Here is a 25,113-nt window from a genome sequence, read left to right as displayed (position 1 = left end):
AGCGGGAGCAAGCTCCCTCGCCATAAAGGGCACTTTGGATTATCGATCGTTCCCACGCTCCTGCGTAGGAACGTCGCCAGGGACGCTCCGCGTTCCGCTTCTGGAAGGTGACGCAGAGCGTCACGGGATCCATTCCCACGCAGAGCGTGGGAACGATCAAAAACAGCCGTAACCTCAGCCTTTGGCCGCCATCGCAGTCACTTCCACTCGCATTCCTTCAACCGCCAGCGCCGCCACGCCCACTGCGGCGCGTACCGGCCAGGGTTTGGCGAAGAAACGCTGATACACCTCGTTGAAGGCCGCACGGTCGGCCATGTCGGTGAGGTAGATGGTCAGGTGCAAGACCCGGTCCATGGAGCTGCCGGCGCCTTCCAGGGCTGTCTTGAGCGCCTGCAATGTGCATTCGCTTTGCAAGGTGATGTCACCCAGCTCCAGGCTGCCGTCAGGGCGAGTGGGGATCTGGGTGGAAACAAGCAGGCCGCCGAAGCCGGCGACGTCGGAAGAGATGGAATCCGCGTCTGGGTCGGGGATGAACGTGATGTCTTGGTTTGCCATGAAAGCCTCTTGTTCAGGAAAGGGTAATGGGACGGATCAGCTGCGCGCCTCATCCGTTTCGTTTCGATGATGGTCAGGCCAACTGTCGACTGGGCGCGCACGGTCTTCGTTGAACATTTCGGTGAGCAACGCGTTGGCGCGCTGGTAGGCGTCGTGCCTGAACTTGAGGTCGTCTTCCGGCTGGGCGACGATTTCCTCCAGCATCTGCAGATTCAAACGACGGAACTGATCCGCGCGCTCGCGCGCTTCGTAAGCCCCGACGCCCATCTGCACCAGCGCATTTCGGCCCAATGCCAGCGCGCTCTCGAAGGTTTCCCGCTCGGCGGTCTCTACGCCCATCTGCCGCAGGGTGATCAGGTGCCCCATGTCCCGCGCACGGACGATCAGTTTCAACGCGGGGAAGTGCTCCTGGGCCAGTCGGGTCAGCGTCAGGTTGTCCTGCTGGTCGTCAATCGCATTGATCAGCACCACCGCCTGGCCGGCGCCGGCCGCGTGGAGCAGATCGAGGCGAGTGGCGTCGCCGTAGAACACTTTTACGCCGAATTTGCGCAGCGTCTCGATGTTGTCGGGGTCATGATCCAACACCACCACCTCGACGCCGCAGGACATCAAGAGACGCCCGGCGATCTGTCCGAAGCGGCCGAACCCGGCGATGATAACCCGTGGGTTCTGCTGATCGACGAGGTCGGATTCCTGGCGGTCTTTCTTGGTGGCGGACTCTATTCGATCCAGCAGCAGGATCAGCAACGGCGTCAGACACATGGACAGGGCCACCGCCAGCGTCAGGCTCTTGCCCCACTGGTCGGTCAGAATGCCGGCCAGCGTGGCGGCGCCGAACACCACGAAGGCGAACTCGCTGCCCTGGCCGAGCAACACCGCTTGCCATGAGCGTTGGCCGGCAGGGACGTTCAGCAAACGGCTGACGGCCTTGATCACCAGCAATTTGATCAGAATGAAACCCAGGGTCAGGGTCATGACCTTCAGCGGTACATTGATCAGCGTGCCGAAATCGATCGACATGCCGACGCCGATAAAAAACAACCCCAGCAGCAAGCCTTTGAACGGTTCGATGTCGCTTTCCAGGGCATGGCGGTATTCAGAACTGGCCAGCAGCACCCCGGCGAGGAACGCGCCCATGGCCATCGACAAGCCGGCCTCTTCCAGCAGAAACCCGAAGCCGAACACCAGAAACAGCGCCACGGCGCTGAAGATCTCACGCAGACCCGAGCGCGCGGCGAAGCGCAGCAGCGGGCGCGTCACGTAGCGTCCCAACAGCACGACGACGCTGATGGCCACGACGATCTTGATAATCGAAAGCACCAGAGCGGTGCCGGACGGCGTGTCGCCGTGGGCCGCCAACAACGGAATCATGGCAACCAGCGGAATGGCCGCGATGTCCTGGAACAGCAGGACGGCGAAGCTGCTGCGCCCGACGGCGGTCGACGTCAGGTTGCGCTCGTTCATGGCTTGCATGGCGATGGCCGTGGAGGACAGGCTCAAGGTCAGGCCGACCAGCAGCGCGGCCGTCCAATTCAGCCCCAGGGCCGCACAGAACACCGCGATTGCCCCGCCACAGGCGAGCATCTGCAAGGCACCGCCACCGAACACCATCCTGCGCAACGCCCAGAGCCGCTTGGGATCGAGCTCGAGCCCGATGACGAACAGCATCAGGACGACGCCGATTTCGGCGAATTCCAGAATCGCCTTTACGTCAGTAACGAGCTTGAGTCCCCACGGGCCGATCACGCACCCGGCCAGCAGATAACCCAACACCGGGCCCAGGCCCAACCTGACTGCAATCGGCACGATCAACACCGCCGAACCCAGGTAGATAAGCAGTTCAATCAGGCTGTGAGTCTCCATATCAATCTTCCTTCCAGGAGGCCAGGCGTGCGCTGTAGTGTTCGATTTGTGCATCCAGGGTTTCGGACGCGCCGGCATACGCGCCGTGTACCACGACCGGCTCCAGCCAGCGCATGTGGCAGTAGACGGCCGTTGCGTGGAGGGGCTGGGCCAGCACCTGGAAGCCCGGGTAGGCGCCGATCTGGAAATGATCGTGGTTGCCACCCGTGGAGACGGCCCACAGCAGGGGCTTGTCTTTGAGGGCTGTGGCGTCTCTGCCATAGGCCCAGCCATGGGTGAACACTTTATCGATCCACAATTTCAGCAGCGGCGGCATGCTGTACCAATACATCGGGTGTTGGAGGACGAGCAGTTGGCACTGTTCGATGGCGCGTTGTTCGGCCTCGACGTCGATGTCGAAGTCCGGATAAAGATCGTAGAGGGACCGTATGACCACGTCCGGATGGCTGGATGCGCGCTGGAGCATTTGCTGGTTGACCCGTGACTGGTCAGGGTAGGGGTGGGCGTAAATGATCAGAATCATCAGGGCAATTCCGGGAGGCCGGTCCTGGTCAAAAGGCCGGCCATCCTACCGAGGAAGGCGCGTGTTGTTTAGAACATTGTTTGCCGGCGTATGGTGCCGGGGTCAATTGAGCGGCAGCGAGACCTTGACCTCCAGGCCGCCGCCCCGCCGGTTCCTGAGGGTCAGCGTCCCGCCATGCTCCAGCACCGTCGCCCGCGCTGCCGACAGCCCCAGCCCGACACCGCCGGTGTTCTTGTTGCGCGAGCCTTCGATGCGAAAGAAGGGCGCGAAGACTTGCTCGTGGAACTGCGGGGCGATACCAGGCCCGCGGTCGTGGACGCGAATTTCGACACGGTCCATGAACGCCTTGAGCTGAACGCCCGGCTCGCTGCCATATTTGCTCGCATTGTCGATCAGGTTGACCAGGGCTCGCTTGATCCCGATGGGCCGGCCCATGTAAACGAAACGAGGAGCGCCCTCGAATGAAACCTCGGTGCCGGCATCCTTGAAGTCGTCGACGACCGTGTGCAGCAGTTCGGCCAGGTCGAACGCGGTGGCGTGTTCGAGCCGAGCTTCGTCGCGGAAAAATTCCAGCGCACTATTGACCATCGCCTGCATTTCATCCACGTCCCTGAACAGCCTCGATTGCTGTTCGGCGTCGTCGATGAACTCCCCACGCAGGCGCATGCGGGTCAGGGGCGCGCGCAGGTCGTGGGAGATGGCAGCGAGCATCTGCGTGCGGTCCTGGACGAAGTGTTGCAGCTGGGCCTGCATGGCATTGAACGCGAGGATCGCCTGACGGATTTCGTGAGGCCCGACCACCGGGATGGGCGGCGCCCGGAAGTCCACGCCAAAGCGCCTGGCGCCTTCGGCAAAGCGTTCCAGCGGTGTTGCCAGATGCCGTGTAGCAATCAGGGCGACGATAAACGTCGATAGAAGAATCAGCCCGATAATGATCAGGTTGCGCATCCACTCTTTCAGGCCCCAACTGCGAGAGGCTACGGAAAATTCCACCCAGGAATCGTCGGCCAATTGGAGGAGGACCGCGTAGCGTCTGTCTGGATGATCGGCGGGCCAATCGCCGGGCTCGAAGGCCTCTATCCTGGCCTCGGGCCTGCCCAGTTGCTTGCGCAGGAACGTCGCCCCCTCACTGAACTGTGGGTCGTCGATCACCGGCACTCGTGCGTCTTCACGACGGGGCAACCATTGTGCGGCGAACGCCTGGTCGCTGGCCGCCCTGGCGATATCGGGCCGTTGTCCGGGCGCCACCGAGTCGATGATACGAGTGATGGCGGCGGCTTTCTCCATCAGGCCGGTTTCCATCAGGGGAGGGCGCGCCCAGGTCCCAGCCAACAGGCCGAACAGCTCGTTCAGGGCCAGTAAAGTCAGCATGGCGAGCATGGTGGTCAGGGCAATCCAGCGGGCTACCGTATCGCGTGGCCGATGGAAAGCTGAGTGCCGGGGCTTCATCGCTTCACCACATGGGGGCTGAAAAGGTAGCCGCTGTTGCGAATGGTGCGGATCATCGATGGGCCAGTGATATCGCTCTCCAGCTTGCGGCGCAGCCGGCTGACCTGGACGTCGATGCTGCGATCGAAGGCGTCATACGTTTCGCCGCGGGCCAGGTCCAGCAGTTGCTGGCGAGTGAGGACCCGGCGCGGGTGTTCGGCAAAGACCAGCAGCAACTCAAACTCGCCGGTGGACAACGGGATCATGACTTTGTCCGGTGAGCGCAACTCGCGGCGGGTGACGTCCAGCTGCCAATTTTCGAATTCCAGAATCAGGCGCGAGTTGTTGTTCAATGTGCCCCTGGCTTCGCCGGTGCGCCTGAGCACGGCGCGCACCCGGGCCAGCAGCTCGCGCGCATCGAACGGCTTGGTCAGGTAATCATCCGCCCCCAGCTCAAGACCGACGACGCGATCACTCAGCTCACCCATGGCCGTGAGCATGATGATGCCGACCGTATGTTCGGCCCGCAGTCGCTGGCAGAGCACCAGTCCACTGTCTCCCGGCAACATGACGTCGAGGATGATCAGGTCCGGCAAGCGACGCGCCACCGCCTGCCACAGGGCGGCACCGTCGGCGGCCACTTCGACGCTATAGCCATGTTGCTCGAGGAATTTGCGCAAGAGGGCGAGGACTTCGAGGTCGTCGTCCACCAGTAATAGATGGCTCACAGTGGGCACGCAGGGCAATGAATACAGAAGGGGATACTAGGGTCAATCCGGGGCCTGCGTCATATATTTCAACTCGGTAATAAAGTTGCCGACGGGCAATGTTGTGGAAATCTTCAGGCAAAGAATCAGGGGCAGGATCACCCGATGTCAGTCAGTTAAACGACGGCCAACCCAACACAACCCTCGCCACCAGAGCTGTGTACGGCGGTGTCTTCCCAAACTGACCGGTATCGCCCCAATTCCTCGCCGAGATAGCCTTGTATGCCGATCACCAAGCCCGCTCCGCTGTTTGTTCGTTGCACTGTTGTCGTAGGACTCGTGGCATTCGCCAGCGGCTGCACCAGCACGCCCGCTGCAACCCCTGGCAGTTGTGAACGTGCGAGCTACACCGTCGATGATCCGGCAGAGCCCGTCAACCGGGGCATCTTCGCTTTCAACCGGACTGTCGATGACTATGCGCTGGCCCCGGTTGCCCGTGGTTATCTCAAGCTTCCAGATGTGGTGCAGACGGGGGTGCATAACTTCGTGGCGAACTTCGGTGAGCCCAAGGTCTTCATCAACGATCTGCTGCAAGGCAACGCTCAACGCTCGGTCAACACCCTGGGTCGCTTCGTCATCAACACCACCGCAGGCATCGTCGGGCTGATCGATGTGTCGGGCAAACTGGGTATTGAGCGCCACAAGGCCGATTTCGGCCAGACGTTCGGCGTCTGGAACATCGCTCCCGGGCCGATCGTCGAACTGCCGTTGCTGGGAACGTCCAGCCTGCGCGACGCAACCGGCAAACTGCTGAGTTCTGCGGTCGATCCGTTCGGCAGCAACAGCGATACGGTCGATACGTTGGGCACGATCAATACCGTAGGCGGGGTTGTTGATGGTCGTGCCGAGGCGCTCCCGTTGACGGACAAGTTGCGGGCCAGGCCGGATTACTACGTGGCGCTTCGTGACGCGGTAGCGCAGCGGCGCGCCGATTTTGTCGCCCAGGGCAAGTTGGGCGCGGTGGCGGGGGACGACGCCTGCCCGGAGGGAGAGACCGTGGATGAGTAACCCTGTATTGGTTCTGCACCGGCGAGTGAAAAACCTTGAGCAAGGCATTCTGCATTGCCGGGAGATCGAGTTGCAGTTGACGGAGGATGGCCGACATTTACTGCTCAGCCGTTACCTGGAGTTGTACAGCCATGACCAGGTTGGCGCGTGCGACATCCAGAATTACCGGGTGCCTCTGGCGAGCATGATTCGCTGGATGGTCAGTCATGGGGAGCGGATGAGTCCACTGGTCCGCTAGCCTTGCGCCGACGCAGAGACTGCTAGACTTTACCGTCCAGTTATCTCTCGGAGAGATCGGATGAATAACAAAAACACGATTTGTCTCTGGTACGACGGTGCTGCGCTGGAGGCTGCGCAGTTCTACGCCGCGACGTTCCCGGACAGTGCGGTGCAGGCTGTTCATCACGCCCCCGGTGACTACCCGATGGGCAAGCAGGGCGATGTGCTGACGGTCGAGTTCACGGTAATGGGCATTCCCTGCCTGGGGCTGAACGGAGGCCCGGCGTTCCAGCATACCGAGGCTTTTTCGTTCCAGGTCGCGACTGATGACCAGGCCGAAACGGACCGCTTGTGGGATGCGATTATCGGCAATGGCGGCCAGGCCAGTGCCTGCGGCTGGTGCAAGGACAAGTGGGGCCTGTCCTGGCAGATCACCCCGCGCGTGCTGACCGCCGCGATAGCCAATCCCGATCAGGCAGCGGCCAAGCGCGCGTTCGAAGCCATGATGGAGATGACAAAGATCGACATCGCGGCCATCGAAGCAGCGTTGAAAGGTTGAGCGGCGCAGGCTGACAGTCCGCTATCGCGAGCAGGCTCGCTCCCACATTGGATCTGTGTCGGTCTCGATGGGTGGGTCAACACAATCCCCTGTGGGAGCGAGCCTGCTCGCGAAGACGGCGGGACATTCAACAGCCGCAACCTGACCCACCGCCAGTCAGCTCACCCCTGGGCGGTTTCAGGCAACCTGGCAATCACCTTGATCTCGAACTGAAAACCATACAACCAGGTCACCCCCACCGCCGTGAGCGTCGGGTGCGGTGCGCTGCCCCAGAATTCGGGCACCACTTTCCAGATCGTTTCGAATGTCGATTCGGGGTCGACGATGAACACGGTGACGTCAACCACATCATCAAAGGTGCAATCGGCGGCGGCGAGAATCGCCTTCAGGTTGTTGAACGCCCGCCGAACCTGGTCCTCCAGTTCAGGCTCTGGCGAGCCGTCTTCGGTGCTGCCGACTTGCCCCGATACGAACAAAAAGCCATTGGAACGAATCGCCGGCGAATAGCGATTACGCTCATAAAGTGCCTGGCGTCCGGCGGGGAAAACTACATCGCGCTGTGTCATGGGTGCCTCCATCAAAGGGTCGGATTCAATGTTGAAAACACTCTAGGGGCTTGTGCGCGGACGATAAACGAGCAACCTTGGCGATCACTGTTTGTAAAATCCAAACAATCTGACGGACACCGGGGCAGTAATGGATCGTTTCGACGCGATGCAGGCATTCGTTCGAGTGGTGGAGGCGGGCAGCTTCACCAAAGCCGCCGAAACACTGCACATGAGCAAAACCACCGTGACCCAACTGGTGCAGCAACTGGAGGCCCGGCTGCGCGTCAAGTTGCTCAACCGCACCACGCGCAAGGTCAACGTCACCGCTGACGGCGCCGCTTATTACGAGCGGGTGATTCGCCTGCTGGCCGACATGGACGATGCCGAGACCAGCCTGTCCGGCGCTCAGGCACTGCCCAGAGGGCGATTGCGAGTGGACGTGCCAAGCCCGTTGGCGACCATGATCCTGATGCCGGCATTGCCGCAATTTTACGCGCGATACCCGGACATTCAGATCGACATGGGCGCAAGCGACCGCATCGTCGATATGCTCGATGAAAACGTCGATTGCGTGGTGCGCGGCGGCGAGCTGACGGATCAGTCGCTGATCGCCCGGCGCGTCGGCGACCTGGCCCTTGGCGTGTTTGCCGCACCGAGCTATCTGCAGCGCGTGGGCACGCCTGCGCATCCGCGAGAACTGGAAGATTCCCAGCATCGCATCGTCGGCTTCCTCTGGGCGCGCACCGGCAAACCGCTCCCTTACGCCATGCACAACCACGGCGAGCATTTGCACATCAAAGGACGCTACGCACTGGCCGTCGATGATGGCAACGCCTACCTCGCGGCCGGCCTGGCGGGGTTGGGTGTGCTCTGGCTACCCGAGTACATGTCCAGATCCCACCAGGCGCGCGGTGAATTGGTGCCCTTGTTCGAAGACTGGCGCCTCGACCCGATGCCGCTCTACGTGGCCTATCCTCCTAACCGACATATCAGCGCCAAGTTGCGGGTGTTCATTGAATGGGTGGTGGAGTTGATGGCGCAGCATGCGCCTGTTCTCGACCGATCCGGGTCATGAACCCGACCACATGACTGCAGAGGAGACGCACCATGGACCAATTCACCGGCGGTTGCCTGTGCGGCAACGTTCGCATCCAAGCCTCGGGGCGCCCGTACCGGGTTGGTCTTTGCCACTGCCTCGACTGCCGCAAGCATCACGGGGCGCTCTTCTACGCCTCCGCTGTGTTCCCCCAGGATGCCGTGACGATCGAGGGCGAAACCCGGGACTACGCCGGGCGCTTCTTCTGCCCGCGCTGCGGCTCGTCGGTGTTTGCCCGTAGCGGCGACGAGGTGGAAGTGAACCTGGGAACGCTGGATGCCCCGGATCAACTGATGCCCACCTACGAAAGCTGGACCGTGCGCCGTGAGTCCTGGTTGCCGGCGTTTCCGTTCACCAGGCACTACTCGCATGATCGTGAGGGTACGGGGCGCTCCGAGGAGTAGGCGCGGTAGCGGGTCTTAGCCAAAGCCCACAATCGCCTTGATCTCCAGGTACTCCTCAAACCCATGGAGACCATACTCACGGCCATTGCCGGAACGCTTGTAGCCACCGAACGGCGCCATCGGATTCCACGCCGGATAGTTCAACAGCACTTGCCCTGCGCGGATACGCGAGGCAACGCTGCGCGCCTGTTCAAGGTCCTGACCCTGAACGTGAGCGCCTAGCCCATAGACGGTGTCGTTGGCGATGGCGACCGCTTCATCCACCGTGTCATAGGGGATGATGCACAGCACCGGGCCGAAGATTTCTTCCTGGGCGATGCGCATGGCGCTGTCCACCTCGGAGAACACAGTGGGGCGCGTGTAGAAGCCTTTTGCAAAACCCTGCACGCGGCCTGGCCCACCACACAGCAGTTTTGCACCCTCGTTCAGGCCCACTTCGATCATGGCCTGCACGCGCTTGAACTGGGCTTGATTGGCGATGGGACCGAGGATGGTTTCTTCCGATTGCGGATCACCGACGATGATCGCATTGGCGGTGGCGGCAGCCAGGGCTTCGACCTCCGCTAAACTGTTTCTTGGCACGATCATGCGGGTTGGTGCGCTGCATGACTGGCCGACATTGCGAAACGCCGACATCACCCCCGGTGGCACGGCTTTGTCGAAGTCAGCGTCTGGCAGCAGCACGTTCGGTGACTTGCCGCCCAACTCCTGGGTCACGCGTTTCACCGTCGGGGCGGCCGCCTGGGCCACCAACGCGCCTGCGCGGTTCGAGCCGGTGATGGAGATCATGTCGATATCGGGATGCGCCGCCATGGCCGCACCGACCTCGGCACCGCTGCCGTTCACCAGGTTGAAGACACCGGGAGGAAGGCCCGCGTCATGCACCAGTTGCGCGAAGAGCAGGGCGCTCAGGGGCGACAGTTCGCTGGGTTTGAGAACGACCGTGCAACCCGCCGCAATGGCCGGAGCGACTTTTGCGGTGATCTGATACAGCGGCCAGTTCCACGGCGTAATGAGACCGCAGACGCCGATGGGTTCGCGGGTAATGGCTGTGCCGCCTTCGACCTTCTGGAAACAATAGCTGGACAGCACATCGCGGGCCACGCGCACGTGCTCGGCCGCCAGTGGCACTTGCATCGCCCGGGCAAAACCGATGGCCGCGCCCATTTCCAGAGAGAGCGCCTGGGCCAGCGCCTCCTTTCGTTCAAGGATCAGTTCATGGATTCTGCCGATCACCAGCGCGCGCGAAGCTGGCGAAGTCGAGGACCAGCCGGGGAAGGCCGCCCGCGCCGCCGCGACCGCCCGATCAACATCCTCGCACGACCCTTGGGCGACTTGGGCAACAACCTCTTCGGTGGCCGGGTTGATCACCGGCAAGGTGGCCGCATGTGCCGGGGACGACCAGTCACCATTGATATAAAGCTGTCTGGTTGTGTGCGGATCAAGGGTGTAGCTGTTCGAAGATCGGGTTGTCATCCAACGGGCTCCCATAAAGCGTTTATGGCATGGCCTGCAGCAGGTCGCTATGCCGTGTCTGCTCAATAAACTAACAAAGCGGCCCTGATCAATTGTGCCGTTCTCGACCTCGGCAAAGGAGAATCTGCTGTATCTGGCGCGCTAACTTGGCAAAAACGTAGCGGCATCCGTTTCAGGGCGTAGCCCTTGGGTTCAGACAAGCTTGCCAGTGCTGGCGACGCTGGCCGATTCAGGCATTGGCTTTCGATCCCGCTCCACAGGGGCATCCACTTCCCTTAGGAATGGCTTGCGTCGCGCGCCAGCGCTTGGACTTCAATCAGGTAGCCATGATGCAGCGCCGGGACGGGCACCACGGCGCGTGCGGGGCGGTGCTCGCCCAGATAGCGGGCATAGATTCGGTCGAAGGCCGGCCAGTGTTCGATGCCGGCGACATAGACCGTCACCTTCACCAGATCCCTCGGTCCCCGGCCAGCGGCGTCGAGAATCGCCAGCAGGTTTTCCAGGGCGATGGCGGCCTGGACCTCGAAGGGCTGGTCGACGCTGTGGCTGCCATCGGCGCGTACCGGCAATTGCCCGGATACATACAGGACGCCCTGGTACGACAGCGCCTGGGCGTAATGTCCACCCGGCGCTGCGGCGTGAGTGGTATGGATAAACCCGATTTCACCAGCCATGCAGACGGCTCCAGTTGTGCACTTGGCCCGTGGCATCACAGGCGAGGTAATGAGGGAACTGTGCGCCAGTGGCACAAGCATGGTTGGGCAGGATGCGCAGGCGGCTGCCGATGGGAAACCGCGCGGTGATATCCACGTGCTCGGCGTTCGTCAGGGTGATGATGCCGTGCTCCTGATTGGCGCTGGTGAGCAGCGCGCCGTCGATCCAGTCGCCGGTTTCGCTACACACTTGTCCATAGCCGAAGTCCCGTGACTGGCGCTGCGTACCCCGGTCACGACTCATGGCCATCCAGCCGGCATCGGTGATGATCCAGCCTTTTTCCTGTTGATGACCGATGACGCTGGTCAGCACGCTCAGCGCCAGTTCGCCTGCCTGGCAGATGCCGACGTTGTGCATCACCAGGTCGAAGAATACATAGACGCCTGCGCGAACCTCGGTGACGCCTTCCAGGTTCTGTGCCGACAGCGCCGTGGGTGTGGAGCCGATGCTCACCTCAGGGCAGGCCAGCCCGGCCTCGCGAATGCGTTGGGCTGCACGAACGCAGAGGTTGCGTTCCTGTTCGGCCAAGGCTTGCAGCGCGTCTGGCGTATCGAGTTCGTAGCTGGAGCCGGCGTGGGTCATCACGCCGCAAAGCTGCATGCCGCCTTCATCAAGTAGCCGGGCGATGCCCACGAGTGAATCGTCCTCGACCCGCACGCCGGACCGATGGCCGTCGCAATCGATCTCGATCCAGACCTCGAACCGCTCATCGTGCTGCTGGCCGAAATCGACGATGGCCCGGGCCGCCGTCAGGCTGTCCGTGAGGATGCTCAAGCGACAGCCTTGGCGCTTGAGCATCAGGGCCTGGGCCAGTTTGCCGGGCGCCATGGCCACGGCGTAGAAAATGTCCTGGATGCCGGCTGCGAAACAATGTTGCGCCTCCTTCAAGGTAGACACGGTGACACCGTTGGCGCCCGCGGCGATCTGCGCCTGAATCACGGGCAGGCATTTACTGGTCTTGATGTGGGGCCGTAGACGCACACCCAAGGTGTCCATGCGTTGCTGCATGCGCTGGATGTTGCGCTGCATGCGCGGTACATCGATGAGCGCGACAGGGGTATCAAGGAGGGGAATTGAGGCGGTCATGAGCAGCACTCGATGGATAGGGACAGGGCGACTCTACTCAGTGATCGTGAAGTCGTGGTTCAATGTTGCGTCATCAATCATTAAGTTGAACTGAATGATTAGCATCGAAGACCTGCGCATGGCCGTGACGCTGGCGCGCTCCGAGTCGTTGAGCGCAGCGGCCAGGGCCCTCAATGTCTCGCCACCTGCGTTGTCCATGCGCTTACGCAAACTGGAGACACTGCTCGGCCTGACCCTGGCCAACCGCGATGCTCGGCGCTTGAGCCTCACCGCCGATGGCGAGCGCTTCTCCCGCCAGAGCGCGCTGTTGCTGGAGCAACTGGAGGCGCTTCCCGAATCGTTCAAACAGCCGGACGATCAACTGGCCGGCACCCTCAGGCTGGCGGCGCCGTTCGGCTATGGACGGCAACGCATCGCGCCGTTGCTGGCGCGTTTTGCCAGGTTGCACCCACAGTTGTGCCTGCACTTGGATCTACGGGAAACGCCCTGGCCTGATCGTCACGACAGTGATGCGGTGATTCACATCGGCAACCTCAGTGACAGCCAGTGGGTCGCCCGGCCCCTGAGCCACAATGCCCGCTGGTTGTGCGCCAGCCCCGCCTACCTGGAGCGGCACGGCACGCCGTCTTCACCGGAGCAACTGGCTGAGCACCGCTGTATTTGCATTCGCGAAAACGATGAGGACGTCACGCTGTGGCATCTGCACAATGAGCAGGAGCGCAAGACCCTGCGCATCCAGCCAGCATTGCTGAGCAACGACGGCAGCGTGGCCCGACGCTGGGCCGAAGAGGGGCTGGGCCTGGTGCTGCGCTCGCAATGGGATGTCAGCAGAGCCATCGCCGAGGGCAACCTGGTCCGGGTGCTCGCTGATTGGCAATTCGACAGCGCACCGATCAACCTGCTGGTGCCGTCGCGCAAAGTTCGCAGCGCTCGGGTGCAGGCGTTGGTGAGTTTTCTTGAGGCTGAGTTGAAAGCCTGACGTCATCGCGAGCAGGCTCACTCCGGCAATGAATCTGTGGCAAACACAAAGGTGGCTGCCCCATCAAAACCCTGTGGGAGCGAGCCTGCTCGCGATAGCGGCGGCCCGTTCAACCTGGATGCTGGAACGGCCCGCTGCAGGCGTAGATTCTGCCGCAAAGCGGCCTTCACTGCGTCGCCAGACGCACCATAACTGTCCGCAAACCCACAGAAACACGGGTGCAACGCCCGTGTCTGGAGCATCCCGCAAAGTCTGCTGAGCGAGCCCTGCAAAACGGTGGTTTGTACCAAGCGGCCGGTATTTTTAACCGTTTATCCACGGTCTCATGGTGTTGTAATAAAAACGTGATGCAGCGTTGTACCGGTGCTTCACGAACGGCATCAATGTTTGCCTCGGCATTGCCTTCAACAACAAATCCAGGACCGCACTCATGAGCTTTCTTCGACCCAAGTACATCACCTTCGACTGCTACGGCACGTTGACCAACTTCCAAATGGGCACCATGACCCGCGAGCTGTTCGCCGATCGTGTCGATGCCGGGCAGATGGACCAGTTCGTCAAGGATTTCTCCGCTTATCGTCTGGATCAGGTGATGGGCGAGTGGCGGCCCTATGATGAAATCATCAAGACGTCCCTGATGCGGGTCTGCAAGCGCTGGGGTGTCGAATATCGGGGCGAAGGCCAGCTCTATTACGACGCCGTGCCCACGTGGGGCCCTCACGCCGATGTACCGGCGGGTCTGTCGAAAATCGCCGACAAGATTCCCCTGGTGATTTTTTCCAACGCGATGGACGAACAGATCATGTCCAACGTCGACAAGCTTGGCGCGCCTTTCCATAAAGTCTTTACCGCCCAGCAGGCCCAGGCCTACAAGCCGCGCCTGGCGGCCTTCGAATTCATGCTCGATAACCTCGGCTGCGGGCCGGAGGATGTGCTGCATGTCTCGTCCAGCTTTCGCTACGACCTGATGTCGGCCCACGACATGAAGATCAAGAACAAAGCCTTCGTCGCCCGCGGTCATGAGCAGCCGGCGAACGCTGTGTATGGCTACCACCAAATCCCGGACATCGGCGGTTTGGCCGGTCTGGTCGGGCTCTGAGTTGAGCGCACTCTTCAAGGTGAAAAGGGGTTAGACATGGGCAGTGAGTCTTATTGGCTCGATACCGCACCGGCCTTCACCGGTGCCCAGCTCGGCGGATTGCCCGGGCGGGTAGACGTGGCCATTGTCGGTGGTGGTTTCACCGGTCTGGCGGCGGCCCGGGCCCTGGCCTTGAAGGGGGCCAGCGTGGCGGTGCTGGAAGCAGGCAGGGTGATTGGCGAAGCGTCGGGGCGCAATGGCGGTCAGTGCAACACCGGCGTTGCCCAGGACTACGCGTCACTCACCGCCAGCCTCGGCGCCGATAAAGCGCGGGCTTATTACCTGGCCTATGAAAGCGCCGTACAGAGTGTGGTTTCGCTGGTGGAGCAGGAAGCGATTGCCTGCGATCTCACTCGCCATGGCAAGCTCAAACTGGCCGCCAAAGCGTTGCACTACGAAGGACTGGCGCGCACCTGTGAGTTGATCCGCAAGGAAGTCGATGCCGACGTCGAGTTGCTGTCTGCCCAAGCGGTGCGGGCGGAGGTCAATTCGGCCCAGTTCCACGGTGGCCTGCTGCAGCGCAACGGCGTGCAGATGCATGTCGGGCGCTTCGGTGTCGGCCTGGCCGAGGCGGCGGCCCGTCACGGGGCGTTGGTGTTCCAGGGCGTGTCGGTGAAGGACTGGAAGGCGAACACAGGCGGCTATCAGGTCAACACCAGCAAGGGCGCGCTGCAGGCCTCGCAGATCCTGCTGGCCACCGGCACCTGTCAGCAAGGTGGATTGGGCTGGTACCGGCGGCGAATCGTACCGGTGGGGAGCTTCGTCATCGCCACCGAAGTGTTGCCCCAGGCGCTGATCGACAGCTTGCTGCCGGCGCGTCGCTCCTACGTCACCAGCCGCATGATCGGTAACTACTTTCGCCTGACGCCGGACAACCGGCTGTTGTTTGGCGGTCGGGCGCGGTTTGCCATGTCTGACAGCGTTTCCGACGCCAAGAGCGGCAAGGTGCTGCAAGCGGCGATGGTGCAGATGTTCCCGCAGCTGGCCCACGTCAGGATCGACTATTGCTGGGGCGGGTTGGTGGACATGACGTCCGACCGTTTACCCCGGGCCGGCCAGCATGGGGGGGTGTATCACTCCATGGGCTACAGCGGCCACGGCGTGCAGATGTCGGTGCACATGGGGCAGGTCATGGCCCAGGTCATGGCCGGCGAGGTCGAGGCCAACCCTTGGCGCGAGCTGGATTGGCCGGCCATTCCCGGGCATTTCGGCAAACCCTGGTTCCTGCCGCTGGTAGGCGCGTATTACCGCCTGCAGGACTACCTGCACTGAGTTTCATGGCGTTGTTTGGCGTTTCAACCACGTTGCGTTAATCGTGCGCAATCGAGCCCTATCATTTTCCGAAAGGTAGAACTGACATGACTGACAACAAAAATGGCATTGAAGACCAGTTGATCACCGGTACAGAAAGTCTGCGTGTTTTCGAAGGGCTCAATCGCGGCATGTCTCGCCGCAATGCATTGCAGATGCTGGGGTTGGCAGGTGTGGCCGCAGCAGGTGCAGGCAGCCTCTTCGGCGCCGCCGGCAAGCTGTTCGCCGAAGAAGCGGCAAGCCCGGGCAAAGGCAAGCCGGGCGGGCGTATCCGCGTCGCCGGCATCTCCAGTTCCACCGCCGACACCCTGGACCCGGCCAAAGGCTCATCGTCCACCGACTACGTGCGTCATTACATGTTCTACAACGGCCTGACGCGCTTCGACAGTCACATGGTGCCGCAACTCGAACTGGCCGAGCGCATCGACACGACAGACGCCACGCTCTGGGTGATTACCCTGCGCAAGGAAGTGACTTTCCACAATGGCAAGGGGCTGACCGCCGCTGACGTGGTGTTTTCCCTGTTGCGACACAAGGATCCGATCACGGGATCCAAGGTCTTGCCGCTGGCGTCGCAGTTCGCCGAGGTCAAGGCCATCGGCAGCCATGAAGTACAGATACGTCTGAGCGGCCCGAATGCCGAGCTGCCATCGGTCCTGGCCATCTCCCATCTGTTGATCGTGCCTGAAGGCACCAGCGATTTCAGCCAGGGCATCGGTACCGGTCCGTTCAAGGTCAAGGAATTCAAGCCGGGAGTGCGTTCCATCGGTGCGCGCAATACCAATTACTGGAAACCCGGCCTGCCGTATCTGGACGAGATCGAGTTCATCGGCATTCCCGACGAGCCATCGCGGATCAACGCGCTGCTATCGGGCGATGTGCAGATTGTCAACGAGGTCAACCCGCGTTCCACCACTCGTATCAAGAACAGTGCTGGCCATCGGGTCGTGGACTCGCCGTCGGGTAACTACACTGACTTGATCATTCGTCAGGACCAGATGCCGGGCCAGAGCCCGGAGTTCACTCAGGCGATGAAGTTGCTGTTGGACCGTGAACAGATCAAGTCGGCAATCTTCCGTGGCTACGCCAGGGTCGGCAACGATCATCCGATCGCCCCCGGCGCACGGTTCTTCAATGCTGACCTGCCACAGCGGACCTATGACCCGGAAAAAGCGCGTTTCCTGCTGAAGAAGGCGGGCATGGAAAGTATCACCATGCCGGTGATGTGCTCGCCGGCTGCCACCGGCTCGGTGGACGTTGCCGTGTTGCTGCAGCAATCGGCCAAGGAGGCCGGGCTCAAGCTCAATGTCAACCGCCTGCCGAGCGATGGCTACTGGTCCAACCACTGGGCCAAGCACCCGATCAGCTTCGGCAATATCAACCCGCGGCCCAACGCCGACATGCTGTTCTCGCAGTTCTTCCAGTCCACGGCGCCGTGGAATGAGTCCGCCTGGAAGAACCCGCAGTTCGATCAGCTATTGGTCCAGGCCCGCGGCGAAACTGATGAGGTCAAGCGCGGCAAGATGTACGCCGACATGCAGACCCTGGTGCATGACCACTGCGGCATCGGCATCCCGGTGTTTATCAGCAACATCGACGGTGTCGATCAGCGCGTCAAAGGCTATGGCACCAACCCGCTGGGCGGTTTCATGGGCTACATGTTCTCCGAGCAAGTCTGGCTGGACGCCTGATGAACGCCGGGTATTGGCTGGGTGACAGGGCAGGAGGGCAGGCGGATGAATAGCAGCACACTTTGGTTGATCGGCCGGCGCATGGGCGCCGCGATCGTGACGTTGTTGATCGTCTCGATGGTGGTGTTCGCCATCACGGCGGTGTTGCCGGGAGACGCGGCGCAACAGGCCCTGGGACAGTTCGCCACGCCGGAGCAGGTGGCGGCCCTGAGGGTGAAAATGGGCCTCGATCAGCCGGGTGTGTTGCGTTACCTGCATTGGCTGACGAGCCTGCTCAGCGGCGACATGGGCGTGTCGGTGTCCAACGCCGTGCCGGTCACGGAACTGATGGCCGGACGGGTGCCCAACACCCTGATGCTCGCGGCCGCCACAGCGCTGGTATCGGTGCCAGTGGCACTGACCCTGGGCATAGGTTCGGCGATGGGGCGTGGTGGTCGCGTCGACAGCTTCATCAGCTTTTTTACCTTGATGATGGTGGCGGTACCGGAGTTTCTGGTCGCCACCCTGGCAGTGTTGATTTTCGCGGTGAACCTGGGTTGGCTCTCGGCGTTGTCCTATTCCAGCGAGATCACCTCACCGTGGCAATTCATGCGCACCTACGCCTTACCGGTCATGACCCTGTGTTGCGTGATCATCGCGCAAATGGCGCGCATGACCCGGGCGGCGGTGATCGATCAACTCGACAGCCCCTACGTGGAGATGGCCCGTCTCAAAGGTGTGAGCCCGGTGCGGGTGGTACTGCGTCATGCGTTGCCCAACGCCATCGGGCCTATCGCCAATGCCATCGCCTTGAGTCTGTCCTACCTGCTGGGCGGGGTGGTGATCGTCGAGACAATTTTCAACTATCCCGGCATTGCCAGCCTGATGGTCGATGCCGTGACCAACCGTGATATGGCGTTGGTCCAGGCCTGCACCATGTTGTTTTGTACCGCGTACCTGACATTGGTGTTGATTGCTGATCTGTGCGCGATCCTTTCCAACCCGAGGCTGAGAAATCAATGAACAATCTCATTGGGAAATCCCCGACCGCGGCGGTCGCTCTGGCGTTGGGCAAAGACGCTCACGCCACGTCCTGGCTGGGACTGGTGGGCGCCGCGATGTGTGTCTTCTGGTTGCTGGTGGCGATCTTCGGTCCGTGGCTGGCACCGCACCCGGTGGGGGAAGTGGTCTCTGACAATGTTTTCGACAGCCTCAGCGTCGCTTATCCGTTAGGCACCGATTACCTGGGCCGCGACATGCTCAGTCGGGTGCTGGTCGGCGCACAGTTCACCGTGGGCCTTGCGCTGGTGGCTGCGGTCCTGGCCAGTGGGCTGGGGACCAGTTGCGCACTGCTGTCGGTGGTATCACCCAAGTGGCTGGATGAGCTGATCAGTCGCCTGATGGACGCCTTTATTTCGATCCCGAGCAAGATGCTGGCGTTGATCATGGTCTCGGCATTTGGCTCGTCGGTGACTTTACTGGTGTGTACGGCGGTGCTGAGCTACTCGCCGGGCGCGTTCCGTATTGCCCGCAGCATGGCGGTGAACATCGAGGCGCTGGAGTACGTGCAAGTGGCCCGCACCCGTGGCGAACGTCGACTGTACATCGCTTGCGTGGAGATCCTGCCCAACATGCTCAACCCGGTGCTGGCTGACTTGGGCTTGCGTTTCGGCTTCATCGTGCTGCTGCTCAGCGGCATGAGCTTCCTCGGCCTGGGTGTGCAACCACCGGATGCTGACCTGGGCTCGCTGGTGCGCGAAAACATTGGCGGGCTCAATCAGGGAGCGCCGGCCATCGTGATTCCGGCCCTGGCCATCGGCACCCTGACCATTGGCGTCAATCTGTTTATCGACCGCCTGTCTTCGCGACGTAGTCGACGTACGGGGGGGCATTGAAATGAGCGAATTGATCCGAGTCGAAAACCTGCGGGTAGTCGCTTGCGGCGAGCGCAGTGAGGTGGAGATCGTCAAGAGCGTGAGCTTCTCCCTGGAGAAAGGTGAGGTGCTGGCGCTGATCTGCGAGTCCGGTTCCGGCAAGACCACCATAGCCCTGGCGTTGCTCGGCTATGCCCGGCGCGGCTGTCGCCTGGCCGGTGGCGTGGTGCAGATTGGCGAACATGACATGCTGGCGTTGAGCGAAGGCGAGCTGCAAAGTCTGCGCGGCAATCGTGTGTCCTATATCGCCCAAAGCGCCGCCGCGGCGTTCAACCCGGCGAAAAAACTCATCGACCAGGTGGTGGAAGGGGCGTTGATTCATGGCCTGGGCAGCCGGCCCGTACTGGAAGCCAAGGCCATCGAACTGTTCCGCGACCTGGCGCTGCCCGATCCCGAGCGCATCGGCCAACGCTATCCCCATCAAGTCTCCGGCGGGCAACTGCAACGGGTGATGGCGGCCATGGCGCTGATCAGCGATCCGCTGCTGGTGGTGCTCGATGAACCGACTACAGCCCTGGACGTGACCACCCAAATCGACGTGTTGCGCGCTTTCAAGCGCGTTGTGCGCGAGCGGGGCGCGACGGCGGTCTATGTGTCTCACGACCTGGCGGTCGTCGCGCAGATGGCCGATCAGATCGTGGTGCTCAACGGCGGGCAGATCTTCGAGCACAGCGCCACTGCGCCACTGCTCAAAGGCCCGGCACACGCCTACACCCGCAGCCTGCTGGCGGCGGCGCGGCCGGATACGACGATCCGTCCGCCCTGCGGCGTGGCCGGCGATGCGCCGCTGCTGACTATCCAGGGCTTGACCGCTGGCTACGGCAACAAGAATCAACAGGGCATGCCGTCGATCCGGGTGCTGGAAGACATCGACCTGACCGTGCGCCGGGGCCAGGCCATCGGTGTGATCGGCGAATCGGGGTCGGGCAAATCAACCCTGGCCCGGGTGGTGGCGGGGCTGTTGACCCCGGCCCTCGGCGGGTTGACGTTTGACGGTCAACCCTTGGGCGGCAGCCTGTCCGAGCGCACTGACGAGCAATTCCGGCGCATCCAGATGGTCTTCCAGAACGCCGACACCGCGCTCAACCCGATGCACAGCGTCAGCAACATTCTGAGCCGGCCACTGAAGATGTATTTCGGCCTCAAGGGCGCGGCGCTACGTGAACGTATCGGCGAGTTGCTGGACCTGGTGCGTCTGCCTCGGGACCTGGCCGAACGCCGCCCGAGCGAACTCTCAGGCGGGCAAAAACAGCGGGTCAATTTGGCTCGGGCGCTGGCGGCCAAGCCGGATCTGATCCTGTGCGATGAAGTGACCTCGGCACTCGATACGGTGGTCGGCGCGGCCATCCTCGAGCTGCTGCGCGACCTGCGCCAGCAATTGGGGGTTTCGTACCTGTTCATCAGTCACGACATCTCCACGGTGCGGGCGCTGTGCGACGACATTGTGGTGATGTACAGCGGCCACAAGGTTCAAGAGGGCACCCGGCAATCGTTCGCCCAGCCACCCTTTCATCCTTACACCGACCTGCTGATCCATTCGGTGCCGGAATTGCGCCAGGGCTGGCTGGAAAACTGTGGCACCACCACCTGCGGCACGCTGCCCGCTTTGGGAGCAAAGGCCACTGAGCCGGGGCTCTGCACGTTCCTCAATCGCTGCCCGGTGCGGGTCGATGGCCTGTGCAACCACACCGCGCCACCCCGGCGAATCATCGACGGCGGCAGTGAAGTCCTCTGCCATCACGACAGCGCCGAGCTGCTCAAGAGCCAACAGGATGCCAACAGCATGATCATGGGAGCCTACGCATGAACGCTCGTTTCGTGAGGTTGGCCGAGCAGGGCCGGCCCATCGTCCATTTGAAAGTCGATGGCGAACCCATCGAAGCCTTGCAGGGGGACACACTCATGGTCGCATTGCTGACTCGGGGCCCGGCGTTGCGCCAGTCGGAGTTCGATCCTGGCAGCCGGGCCGGTTTCTGCCTGATGGGCGCCTGCCAGGATTGCTGGGTCTGGACCCGCAGCGGTGAACGGCTGCGTGCCTGTTCCAATGAAGTGCGCGAAGGGCTGGACATCATCACCAAGCAACCGGAGGCGATATGGCCACTGCGCGGCTGAGCAATCATCGAGTCGTCATTGTCGGCGCCGGGCCTGCCGGCATCCGTTGCGCCCAAACCCTGGTCGCGGCGGGCTTCAAGCCGGTCCTGATCGACGAAAACCGTCGTGACGGCGGACAGATCTACCGGCGCCAGCCTGAAGGCTTCACTCGTAACTACGCCACGCTTTACGGCACCGAGGCGGACAAAGCCCGGGACTTGCACGAAAGCTTCGACCGTTTGCGCCCACAGATTGACTATCGTCCGGACACGCTGGTGTGGAACCTCACGCCCGGGCAACTGTGCTGCGTCAGCCAGGGCCTGCATTCGACGGTGGATTACGATGCATTGATTCTTTGCACCGGCGCCACTGACCGCTTGATGCCGATCGAGGGCTGGCAGTTGGGCGGCACCTACAGCCTCGGTGGAGCGCAGATAGCCTTGAAGGCCCAGGCGGTGTCCATCGGCCACCGCGTGGTGTTCATGGGCAGCGGGCCGCTGCTGTATCTGGTTGCCAGCCAATACCTCAAGGCCGGTGCCAACGTGGCGGCGGTGCTGGACACCGCGCCGCTGGGCCTGCGCATCAAAGCCTTGCCCAAACTCATGGCGCGCCCCGGATTGCTGTTTACCGGCATGAAGCTGTTGGCTCAATTGTATCGGGCGAAAATCCCGGTGCACCTGGGTGTCTCTCCGTTGCAAGTGTTGGGTGAGGCGACTTCCGGCGTCAGTGGCGTGCGGGTACGCACGGCGGCCGGTGAAACCTTGACCGTGGATTGCGACGCGGTGGCGCTGGGTTATCACCTGCGCCCGGAAACCCAGCTGGCCGACCTGGCCGGTTGTGCTCTGCGTTTTGACGAGGCTTCAGGCCAATGGTGGCTGGACACGGACGAAGACGGCCGGACCTCGGTCAGCGGTGTTTATGCCGCCGGAGATGGGTCGAAGATCCGTGGTGCTGATGCCGCCGAGCATGCCGGGCGCCTGGTCGCCCTGGCGTTGTTGAGCGATTTGCAGCAACCGGTGGACGTCGCGCAGGTCGCCGCGCAGCGTCAGGCGCTCAACGTCATGGATCAATTTCGTCTCGGTCTGGCCCAGGCGTTTCCCTGGCCCGCCGCGCAAGCCAAAGCCTTGCCGGATGAGGCCATTGTCTGCCGCTGCGAGATGATCAGCGCCGGCGAATTGCGCCGTACCGTCAGTGAAAAGGGCGCCTGTGAAGTCAACCGGGCCAAGGCCTTCAGTCGGGTGGGCATGGGCCGCTGCCAAGGGCGTTATTGCTCTCAGGCCGGGGCCGAGGTCATTGCCGCAGCCGCCGGTGTCCACGTTCAGGAAGTGGGCCGGCAACGCGGACAGGCGCCGGTCAAACCGCTTTCGATGCTCACTCGGGAGGTGACGCCATGACGGTCAATAAAGCTGATGTGGTCATCGTCGGCGGTGGTTTGATGGGCTCGGCGGCGGCATTTTTCCTGCGTCAGCGGGGCCAGTCGGTGATCCTGCTGGAGCGTGACCAGATCGGTCAGTACGCCAGTGGCGTGAACTTCGGCAACGTGCGGCGCCAGGGGCGTTTTCTTGGCCAGCTGGAACTGGCGAATCGTTCCTGGGCGCTGTGGAAGCGCCTGCCGGAACTGATCGACGACGACCTGGAGTTCATCGCCAGCGGGCATATGCGCGTGTGTTATCGCGAAGAGGAGATCGCCGAACTGCAAGCCTATGCCGACGCCCCTGAGGCAGAGCAGTTGGACTTGAAGATCTTTCGTGGCGCTGAGCTGCACGAGCGTTTTGCGTTCCTCGGGCCAGACGTCAAGGGCGGCTCCTATGCGCCGCACGACGGTCACGCCAACCCACGTCTGGCGGCCCCGGCGTTTGCCAGGGCGGCGCGGCGACTCGGCGCACGCATCGAGGAGCGGACAGAAGTGGCTGAAGTGCAGAAGGCCAATGGTGATTTCAGTGTCACAACCACCGATGGCCGTCAGTTCAGCGCCGCTCAACTGCTGATTACGGCGGGTGCCTGGGGGCAGAAACTCTCGGCGCAGTTTGGTGAGCCGGTGCCGCTGGACACTAACGGCCCACAGATGGCCGTCACCGAACCGGTGCCTTATGCCTTGCCGACGGTGATCGGCGTGTACACCAAAATTCCTGAGGAAGTGATCTATTTCCGGCAGATTCCCAGGGGCAACATCGTCATCGGTGGCGGCTATCGCAGCAAGCCGGACATGCTCAACCGCCGGGCCTATGTCGAGCCGCGCAGCATTCTCAACCAGCTTGACCAGATGCGTCGCTTGCTCCCAGGCGTCGGCAACCTGAACATCATTCGCGTGTGGAGCGGCATCGAAGGTTATCTGCCCGATTCCCTGCCGGTGATGGGCCCCAGCGGCAACGTGGACGGCTTGTATTATGCGTTCGGTTTCTGCGGCCACGGCTTTCAGCTCGGGCCAGGGGTTGGCGACGTCATGGCCGAGCTGATCAGCACCGGCAGTACCAGCACCTCGATCGAACCGTTCTCCATTCGCCGATTCGCCCCCACTGCCGAGCAACGGAGCAAAGCCTCATGAAACCTCGCGTGCTAGCTATTTTCGAACGCCTGCTGGCGTTTGAAACGGTCTCTTCAGAGTCGAACATGGCCCTGATCGAGTACGTGCGCGAGCTGCTGCTGAGCAAGGGCATCGAGTCGCTGATCGTCAAGGATGAAAGCGGCAAGAAGGCCAACCTCTTCGCCAGCATCGGCCCACGGGAGTTGCCGGGGATTCTGCTGTCCGGACATACCGACGTGGTGCCAGCGGCGGGGCAGGCCTGGACCGTTCCGGCGTTCCAGGCGACGGTGCGGGACGGGCGGGTGTACGGTCGTGGCAGTTGCGACATGAAAGGGTTCATCGCCTTGGCCATCGATGCCATGCTCGATGCCGCCGACCATCCCCTGAACCGACCGCTGCAACTGGCGCTCTCCCATGACGAGGAAATCGGTTGCGTGGGTGTACGCCGCTTGCTTGACGTGCTGCACCTGGCACCGGTGCGGCCGTTTTTGTGCGTGATCGGCGAGCCGACCAACATGCAGTTCGTGCTCGGGCACAAGGGCAAAGGCTCTTATCGCACTTACTGCCGTGGCCTGGAGGCGCACTCGTCCCTGGCGCCGCGTTCGGTCAATGCGATTCATGTGGCCTGCGATTTCATCGCCGCGTTGCGCCAGAGCCAGCAGCAGCTGCAAGAGCAGGGCGCCCGGGACGCCGATTACGACGTGCCCTACAGCACCGTGCACGTCGGGCAGATTGTCGGTGGCAAGGCGCTGAACATCGTGCCAAACCTGTGCACCCTGGATTTCGAAGTGCGCAACCTGCCGGCCGACGATCTGGATCAGTTCCTCGAGCAACTGCGCGAGCACGCCGAAGTGATCGTGCGCGAGGCCAGGAAACTCTCCAGCGTGGCGGACATCGAGATCGAAACCCTGAACGTCTATCCGGGGCTGGATACTCATCCGAGCGTTGAGGCGGTGCGCTTTCTGAAGAACTTCGCCGCAGCGGACACCGGCACCGCCAAGGTTTCCTTCGGCACCGAGGGAGGGCTGTTCAAGCAGCGCCTGGATGTGCCGGTGGTGGTCTGCGGCCCGGGCTCCATCGAGCAGGCGCACAAGCCCGACGAGTTCATTGAAATCAGCCAGATGGAAGCGGGGGAGCGGTTTCTGGAAGGGTTGCTGGGCTCCTTGAAAATCTAAGCCATACACAGAACAAAATGTGGGAGTACTCGTGTGGGAGCACAG

At 62.2% G+C, this 25,113-nt stretch carries 25 protein-coding genes; 16 read left to right on the top strand and 9 right to left on the bottom strand.

What is annotated here, in order from left to right; all coding sequences use genetic code 11:
- Nucleotides 1-174: 174 nt before the first annotated feature.
- The 5 genes from HQ912_RS17710 to HQ912_RS17690 all read right to left on the bottom strand — a co-directional run bounded on the left by HQ912_RS17710 (nucleotide 175) and on the right by HQ912_RS17690 (nucleotide 5,097).
- Nucleotides 175-555: a RidA family protein gene (locus HQ912_RS17710; protein WP_047227689.1), complete on the bottom strand. Its 381-nt coding sequence runs from the start codon at nucleotides 553-555 to the stop codon at nucleotides 175-177.
- Between the two features lie 36 nt (nucleotides 556-591).
- Nucleotides 592-2,418 carry a glutathione-regulated potassium-efflux system protein KefC gene (gene kefC / locus HQ912_RS17705; protein WP_173407103.1) on the bottom strand — a complete coding sequence of 609 codons (1,827 nt, stop codon included), beginning with the start codon at nucleotides 2,416-2,418 and terminating at the stop codon, nucleotides 592-594.
- Nucleotide 2,419: 1 nt separating this feature from the next.
- Nucleotides 2,420-2,941 carry a glutathione-regulated potassium-efflux system oxidoreductase KefF gene (kefF, locus tag HQ912_RS17700; protein WP_047227687.1) on the bottom strand — a complete coding sequence of 174 codons (522 nt, stop codon included), beginning with the start codon at nucleotides 2,939-2,941 and terminating at the stop codon, nucleotides 2,420-2,422.
- Between the two features lie 102 nt (nucleotides 2,942-3,043).
- Nucleotides 3,044-4,390 carry an ATP-binding protein gene (locus tag HQ912_RS17695; protein ID WP_173407102.1) on the bottom strand — a complete coding sequence of 449 codons (1,347 nt, stop codon included), beginning with the start codon at nucleotides 4,388-4,390 and terminating at the stop codon, nucleotides 3,044-3,046.
- The gene (locus HQ912_RS17690; protein WP_047227685.1) at nucleotides 4,387-5,097 is read right to left on the bottom strand and encodes a response regulator; all 711 of its coding nucleotides are present in this window, start codon (nucleotides 5,095-5,097) and stop codon (nucleotides 4,387-4,389) included. The genes HQ912_RS17695 and HQ912_RS17690 overlap by 4 nt, the downstream gene beginning before the upstream one ends.
- Before the next feature lie 261 nt (nucleotides 5,098-5,358).
- Between HQ912_RS17690 and HQ912_RS17685 the strand changes: the two genes are divergently transcribed.
- The 3 genes from HQ912_RS17685 to HQ912_RS17675 are packed head-to-tail and all read left to right on the top strand — an operon-like array spanning nucleotide 5,359 to nucleotide 6,922.
- Nucleotides 5,359-6,144, top strand: coding sequence for a VacJ family lipoprotein (locus tag HQ912_RS17685; protein WP_047227684.1), 786 nt, complete (start codon nucleotides 5,359-5,361; stop codon nucleotides 6,142-6,144).
- Nucleotides 6,137-6,382 carry a hypothetical protein gene (locus HQ912_RS17680; protein WP_047227683.1) on the top strand — a complete coding sequence of 82 codons (246 nt, stop codon included), beginning with the start codon at nucleotides 6,137-6,139 and terminating at the stop codon, nucleotides 6,380-6,382. Before HQ912_RS17685 ends, HQ912_RS17680 begins: the two co-directional genes overlap by 8 nt.
- Nucleotides 6,383-6,442: 60 nt before the next feature.
- Entirely contained in the window at nucleotides 6,443-6,922 is a 480-nt protein-coding gene (locus HQ912_RS17675) for a VOC family protein (protein ID WP_047227682.1), read from the top strand.
- 161 nt (nucleotides 6,923-7,083) lie between these two features.
- Here the strand turns inward: HQ912_RS17675 and HQ912_RS17670 are convergent, their stop codons facing one another.
- A complete protein-coding gene (locus tag HQ912_RS17670; RefSeq protein ID WP_047227681.1) occupies nucleotides 7,084-7,488 on the bottom strand; it encodes a RidA family protein in 405 nt (134 codons plus the stop codon).
- A gap of 130 nt (nucleotides 7,489-7,618) precedes the next feature.
- Here HQ912_RS17670 and HQ912_RS17665 point away from each other — a divergent pair, with 130 nt between their 5' ends.
- On the top strand, nucleotides 7,619-8,545 hold the full coding sequence (locus HQ912_RS17665) for a LysR family transcriptional regulator (protein ID WP_173407101.1): 927 nt from the start codon (nucleotides 7,619-7,621) through the stop codon (nucleotides 8,543-8,545).
- 32 nt (nucleotides 8,546-8,577) lie between these two features.
- On the top strand, nucleotides 8,578-8,970 hold the full coding sequence (locus HQ912_RS17660; RefSeq protein WP_173407100.1) for a GFA family protein: 393 nt from the start codon (nucleotides 8,578-8,580) through the stop codon (nucleotides 8,968-8,970).
- A 15-nt stretch (nucleotides 8,971-8,985) separates the two neighbouring features.
- On the opposite strand, the gene HQ912_RS17655 is transcribed toward HQ912_RS17660, so the two are convergent.
- The 3 genes from HQ912_RS17655 to HQ912_RS17645 form a co-directional block, all read right to left on the bottom strand.
- Entirely contained in the window at nucleotides 8,986-10,446 is a 1,461-nt protein-coding gene (locus HQ912_RS17655) for an aldehyde dehydrogenase family protein (protein WP_173407099.1), read from the bottom strand.
- A gap of 275 nt (nucleotides 10,447-10,721) precedes the next feature.
- The gene (locus tag HQ912_RS17650; RefSeq protein WP_076385425.1) at nucleotides 10,722-11,120 is read right to left on the bottom strand and encodes a RidA family protein; all 399 of its coding nucleotides are present in this window, start codon (nucleotides 11,118-11,120) and stop codon (nucleotides 10,722-10,724) included.
- Nucleotides 11,110-12,246: a DSD1 family PLP-dependent enzyme gene (locus HQ912_RS17645; RefSeq protein WP_173407098.1), complete on the bottom strand. Its 1,137-nt coding sequence runs from the start codon at nucleotides 12,244-12,246 to the stop codon at nucleotides 11,110-11,112. The genes HQ912_RS17650 and HQ912_RS17645 overlap by 11 nt, the downstream gene beginning before the upstream one ends.
- Before the next feature lie 94 nt (nucleotides 12,247-12,340).
- On the opposite strand from HQ912_RS17645, the gene HQ912_RS17640 reads away from it, so the two are divergent.
- The 11 genes from HQ912_RS17640 (at nucleotide 12,341) to argE (ending at nucleotide 25,068) form a co-directional block, all read left to right on the top strand.
- Nucleotides 12,341-13,225, top strand: coding sequence for a LysR family transcriptional regulator (locus tag HQ912_RS17640; protein ID WP_076385421.1), 885 nt, complete (start codon nucleotides 12,341-12,343; stop codon nucleotides 13,223-13,225).
- A gap of 430 nt (nucleotides 13,226-13,655) precedes the next feature.
- Nucleotides 13,656-14,324 carry a haloacid dehalogenase type II gene (locus HQ912_RS17635; RefSeq protein WP_076385419.1) on the top strand — a complete coding sequence of 223 codons (669 nt, stop codon included), beginning with the start codon at nucleotides 13,656-13,658 and terminating at the stop codon, nucleotides 14,322-14,324.
- Nucleotides 14,325-14,360: 36 nt separating this feature from the next.
- On the top strand, nucleotides 14,361-15,635 hold the full coding sequence (locus HQ912_RS17630; protein WP_076385417.1) for an NAD(P)/FAD-dependent oxidoreductase: 1,275 nt from the start codon (nucleotides 14,361-14,363) through the stop codon (nucleotides 15,633-15,635).
- Nucleotides 15,636-15,721: 86 nt separating this feature from the next.
- Complete coding sequence (locus HQ912_RS17625; protein WP_107322316.1) at nucleotides 15,722-17,365, top strand: ABC transporter substrate-binding protein; 1,644 nt, start codon at nucleotides 15,722-15,724, stop codon at nucleotides 17,363-17,365.
- Nucleotides 17,366-17,410: 45 nt separating this feature from the next.
- Nucleotides 17,411-18,367, top strand: a complete 957-nt coding sequence (locus HQ912_RS17620) for an ABC transporter permease (protein ID WP_076385414.1) — start codon at nucleotides 17,411-17,413, stop codon at nucleotides 18,365-18,367.
- Nucleotides 18,364-19,239 carry an ABC transporter permease gene (locus tag HQ912_RS17615; protein ID WP_076385412.1) on the top strand — a complete coding sequence of 292 codons (876 nt, stop codon included), beginning with the start codon at nucleotides 18,364-18,366 and terminating at the stop codon, nucleotides 19,237-19,239. The genes HQ912_RS17620 and HQ912_RS17615 overlap by 4 nt, the downstream gene beginning before the upstream one ends.
- Nucleotide 19,240: 1 nt before the next feature.
- Nucleotides 19,241-21,085 carry an ABC transporter ATP-binding protein gene (locus tag HQ912_RS17610; protein WP_173407097.1) on the top strand — a complete coding sequence of 615 codons (1,845 nt, stop codon included), beginning with the start codon at nucleotides 19,241-19,243 and terminating at the stop codon, nucleotides 21,083-21,085.
- The gene (locus HQ912_RS17605) at nucleotides 21,082-21,390 is read left to right on the top strand and encodes a (2Fe-2S)-binding protein (protein WP_076385408.1); all 309 of its coding nucleotides are present in this window, start codon (nucleotides 21,082-21,084) and stop codon (nucleotides 21,388-21,390) included. The genes HQ912_RS17610 and HQ912_RS17605 overlap by 4 nt, the downstream gene beginning before the upstream one ends.
- On the top strand, nucleotides 21,372-22,763 hold the full coding sequence (locus HQ912_RS17600) for an NAD(P)/FAD-dependent oxidoreductase (RefSeq protein ID WP_107322317.1): 1,392 nt from the start codon (nucleotides 21,372-21,374) through the stop codon (nucleotides 22,761-22,763). The genes HQ912_RS17605 and HQ912_RS17600 overlap by 19 nt, the downstream gene beginning before the upstream one ends.
- On the top strand, nucleotides 22,760-23,914 hold the full coding sequence (locus HQ912_RS17595) for an NAD(P)/FAD-dependent oxidoreductase (RefSeq protein WP_076385404.1): 1,155 nt from the start codon (nucleotides 22,760-22,762) through the stop codon (nucleotides 23,912-23,914). Before HQ912_RS17600 ends, HQ912_RS17595 begins: the two co-directional genes overlap by 4 nt.
- Entirely contained in the window at nucleotides 23,911-25,068 is a 1,158-nt protein-coding gene (gene argE, locus HQ912_RS17590) for an acetylornithine deacetylase (RefSeq protein WP_107322318.1), read from the top strand. The genes HQ912_RS17595 and argE overlap by 4 nt, the downstream gene beginning before the upstream one ends.
- Nucleotides 25,069-25,113 lie beyond the last annotated feature (45 nt).

The sequence above is a fragment of the Pseudomonas sp. MPDS genome (assembly GCF_013283895.1).
In the GTDB taxonomy this organism is placed as follows: Bacteria; Pseudomonadota; Gammaproteobacteria; order Pseudomonadales; family Pseudomonadaceae; genus Aquipseudomonas; species Aquipseudomonas rhizophila.
Note: the sequence above shows the minus strand (reverse complement) of the source record. Positions and strands in the feature narration are given on the sequence as shown.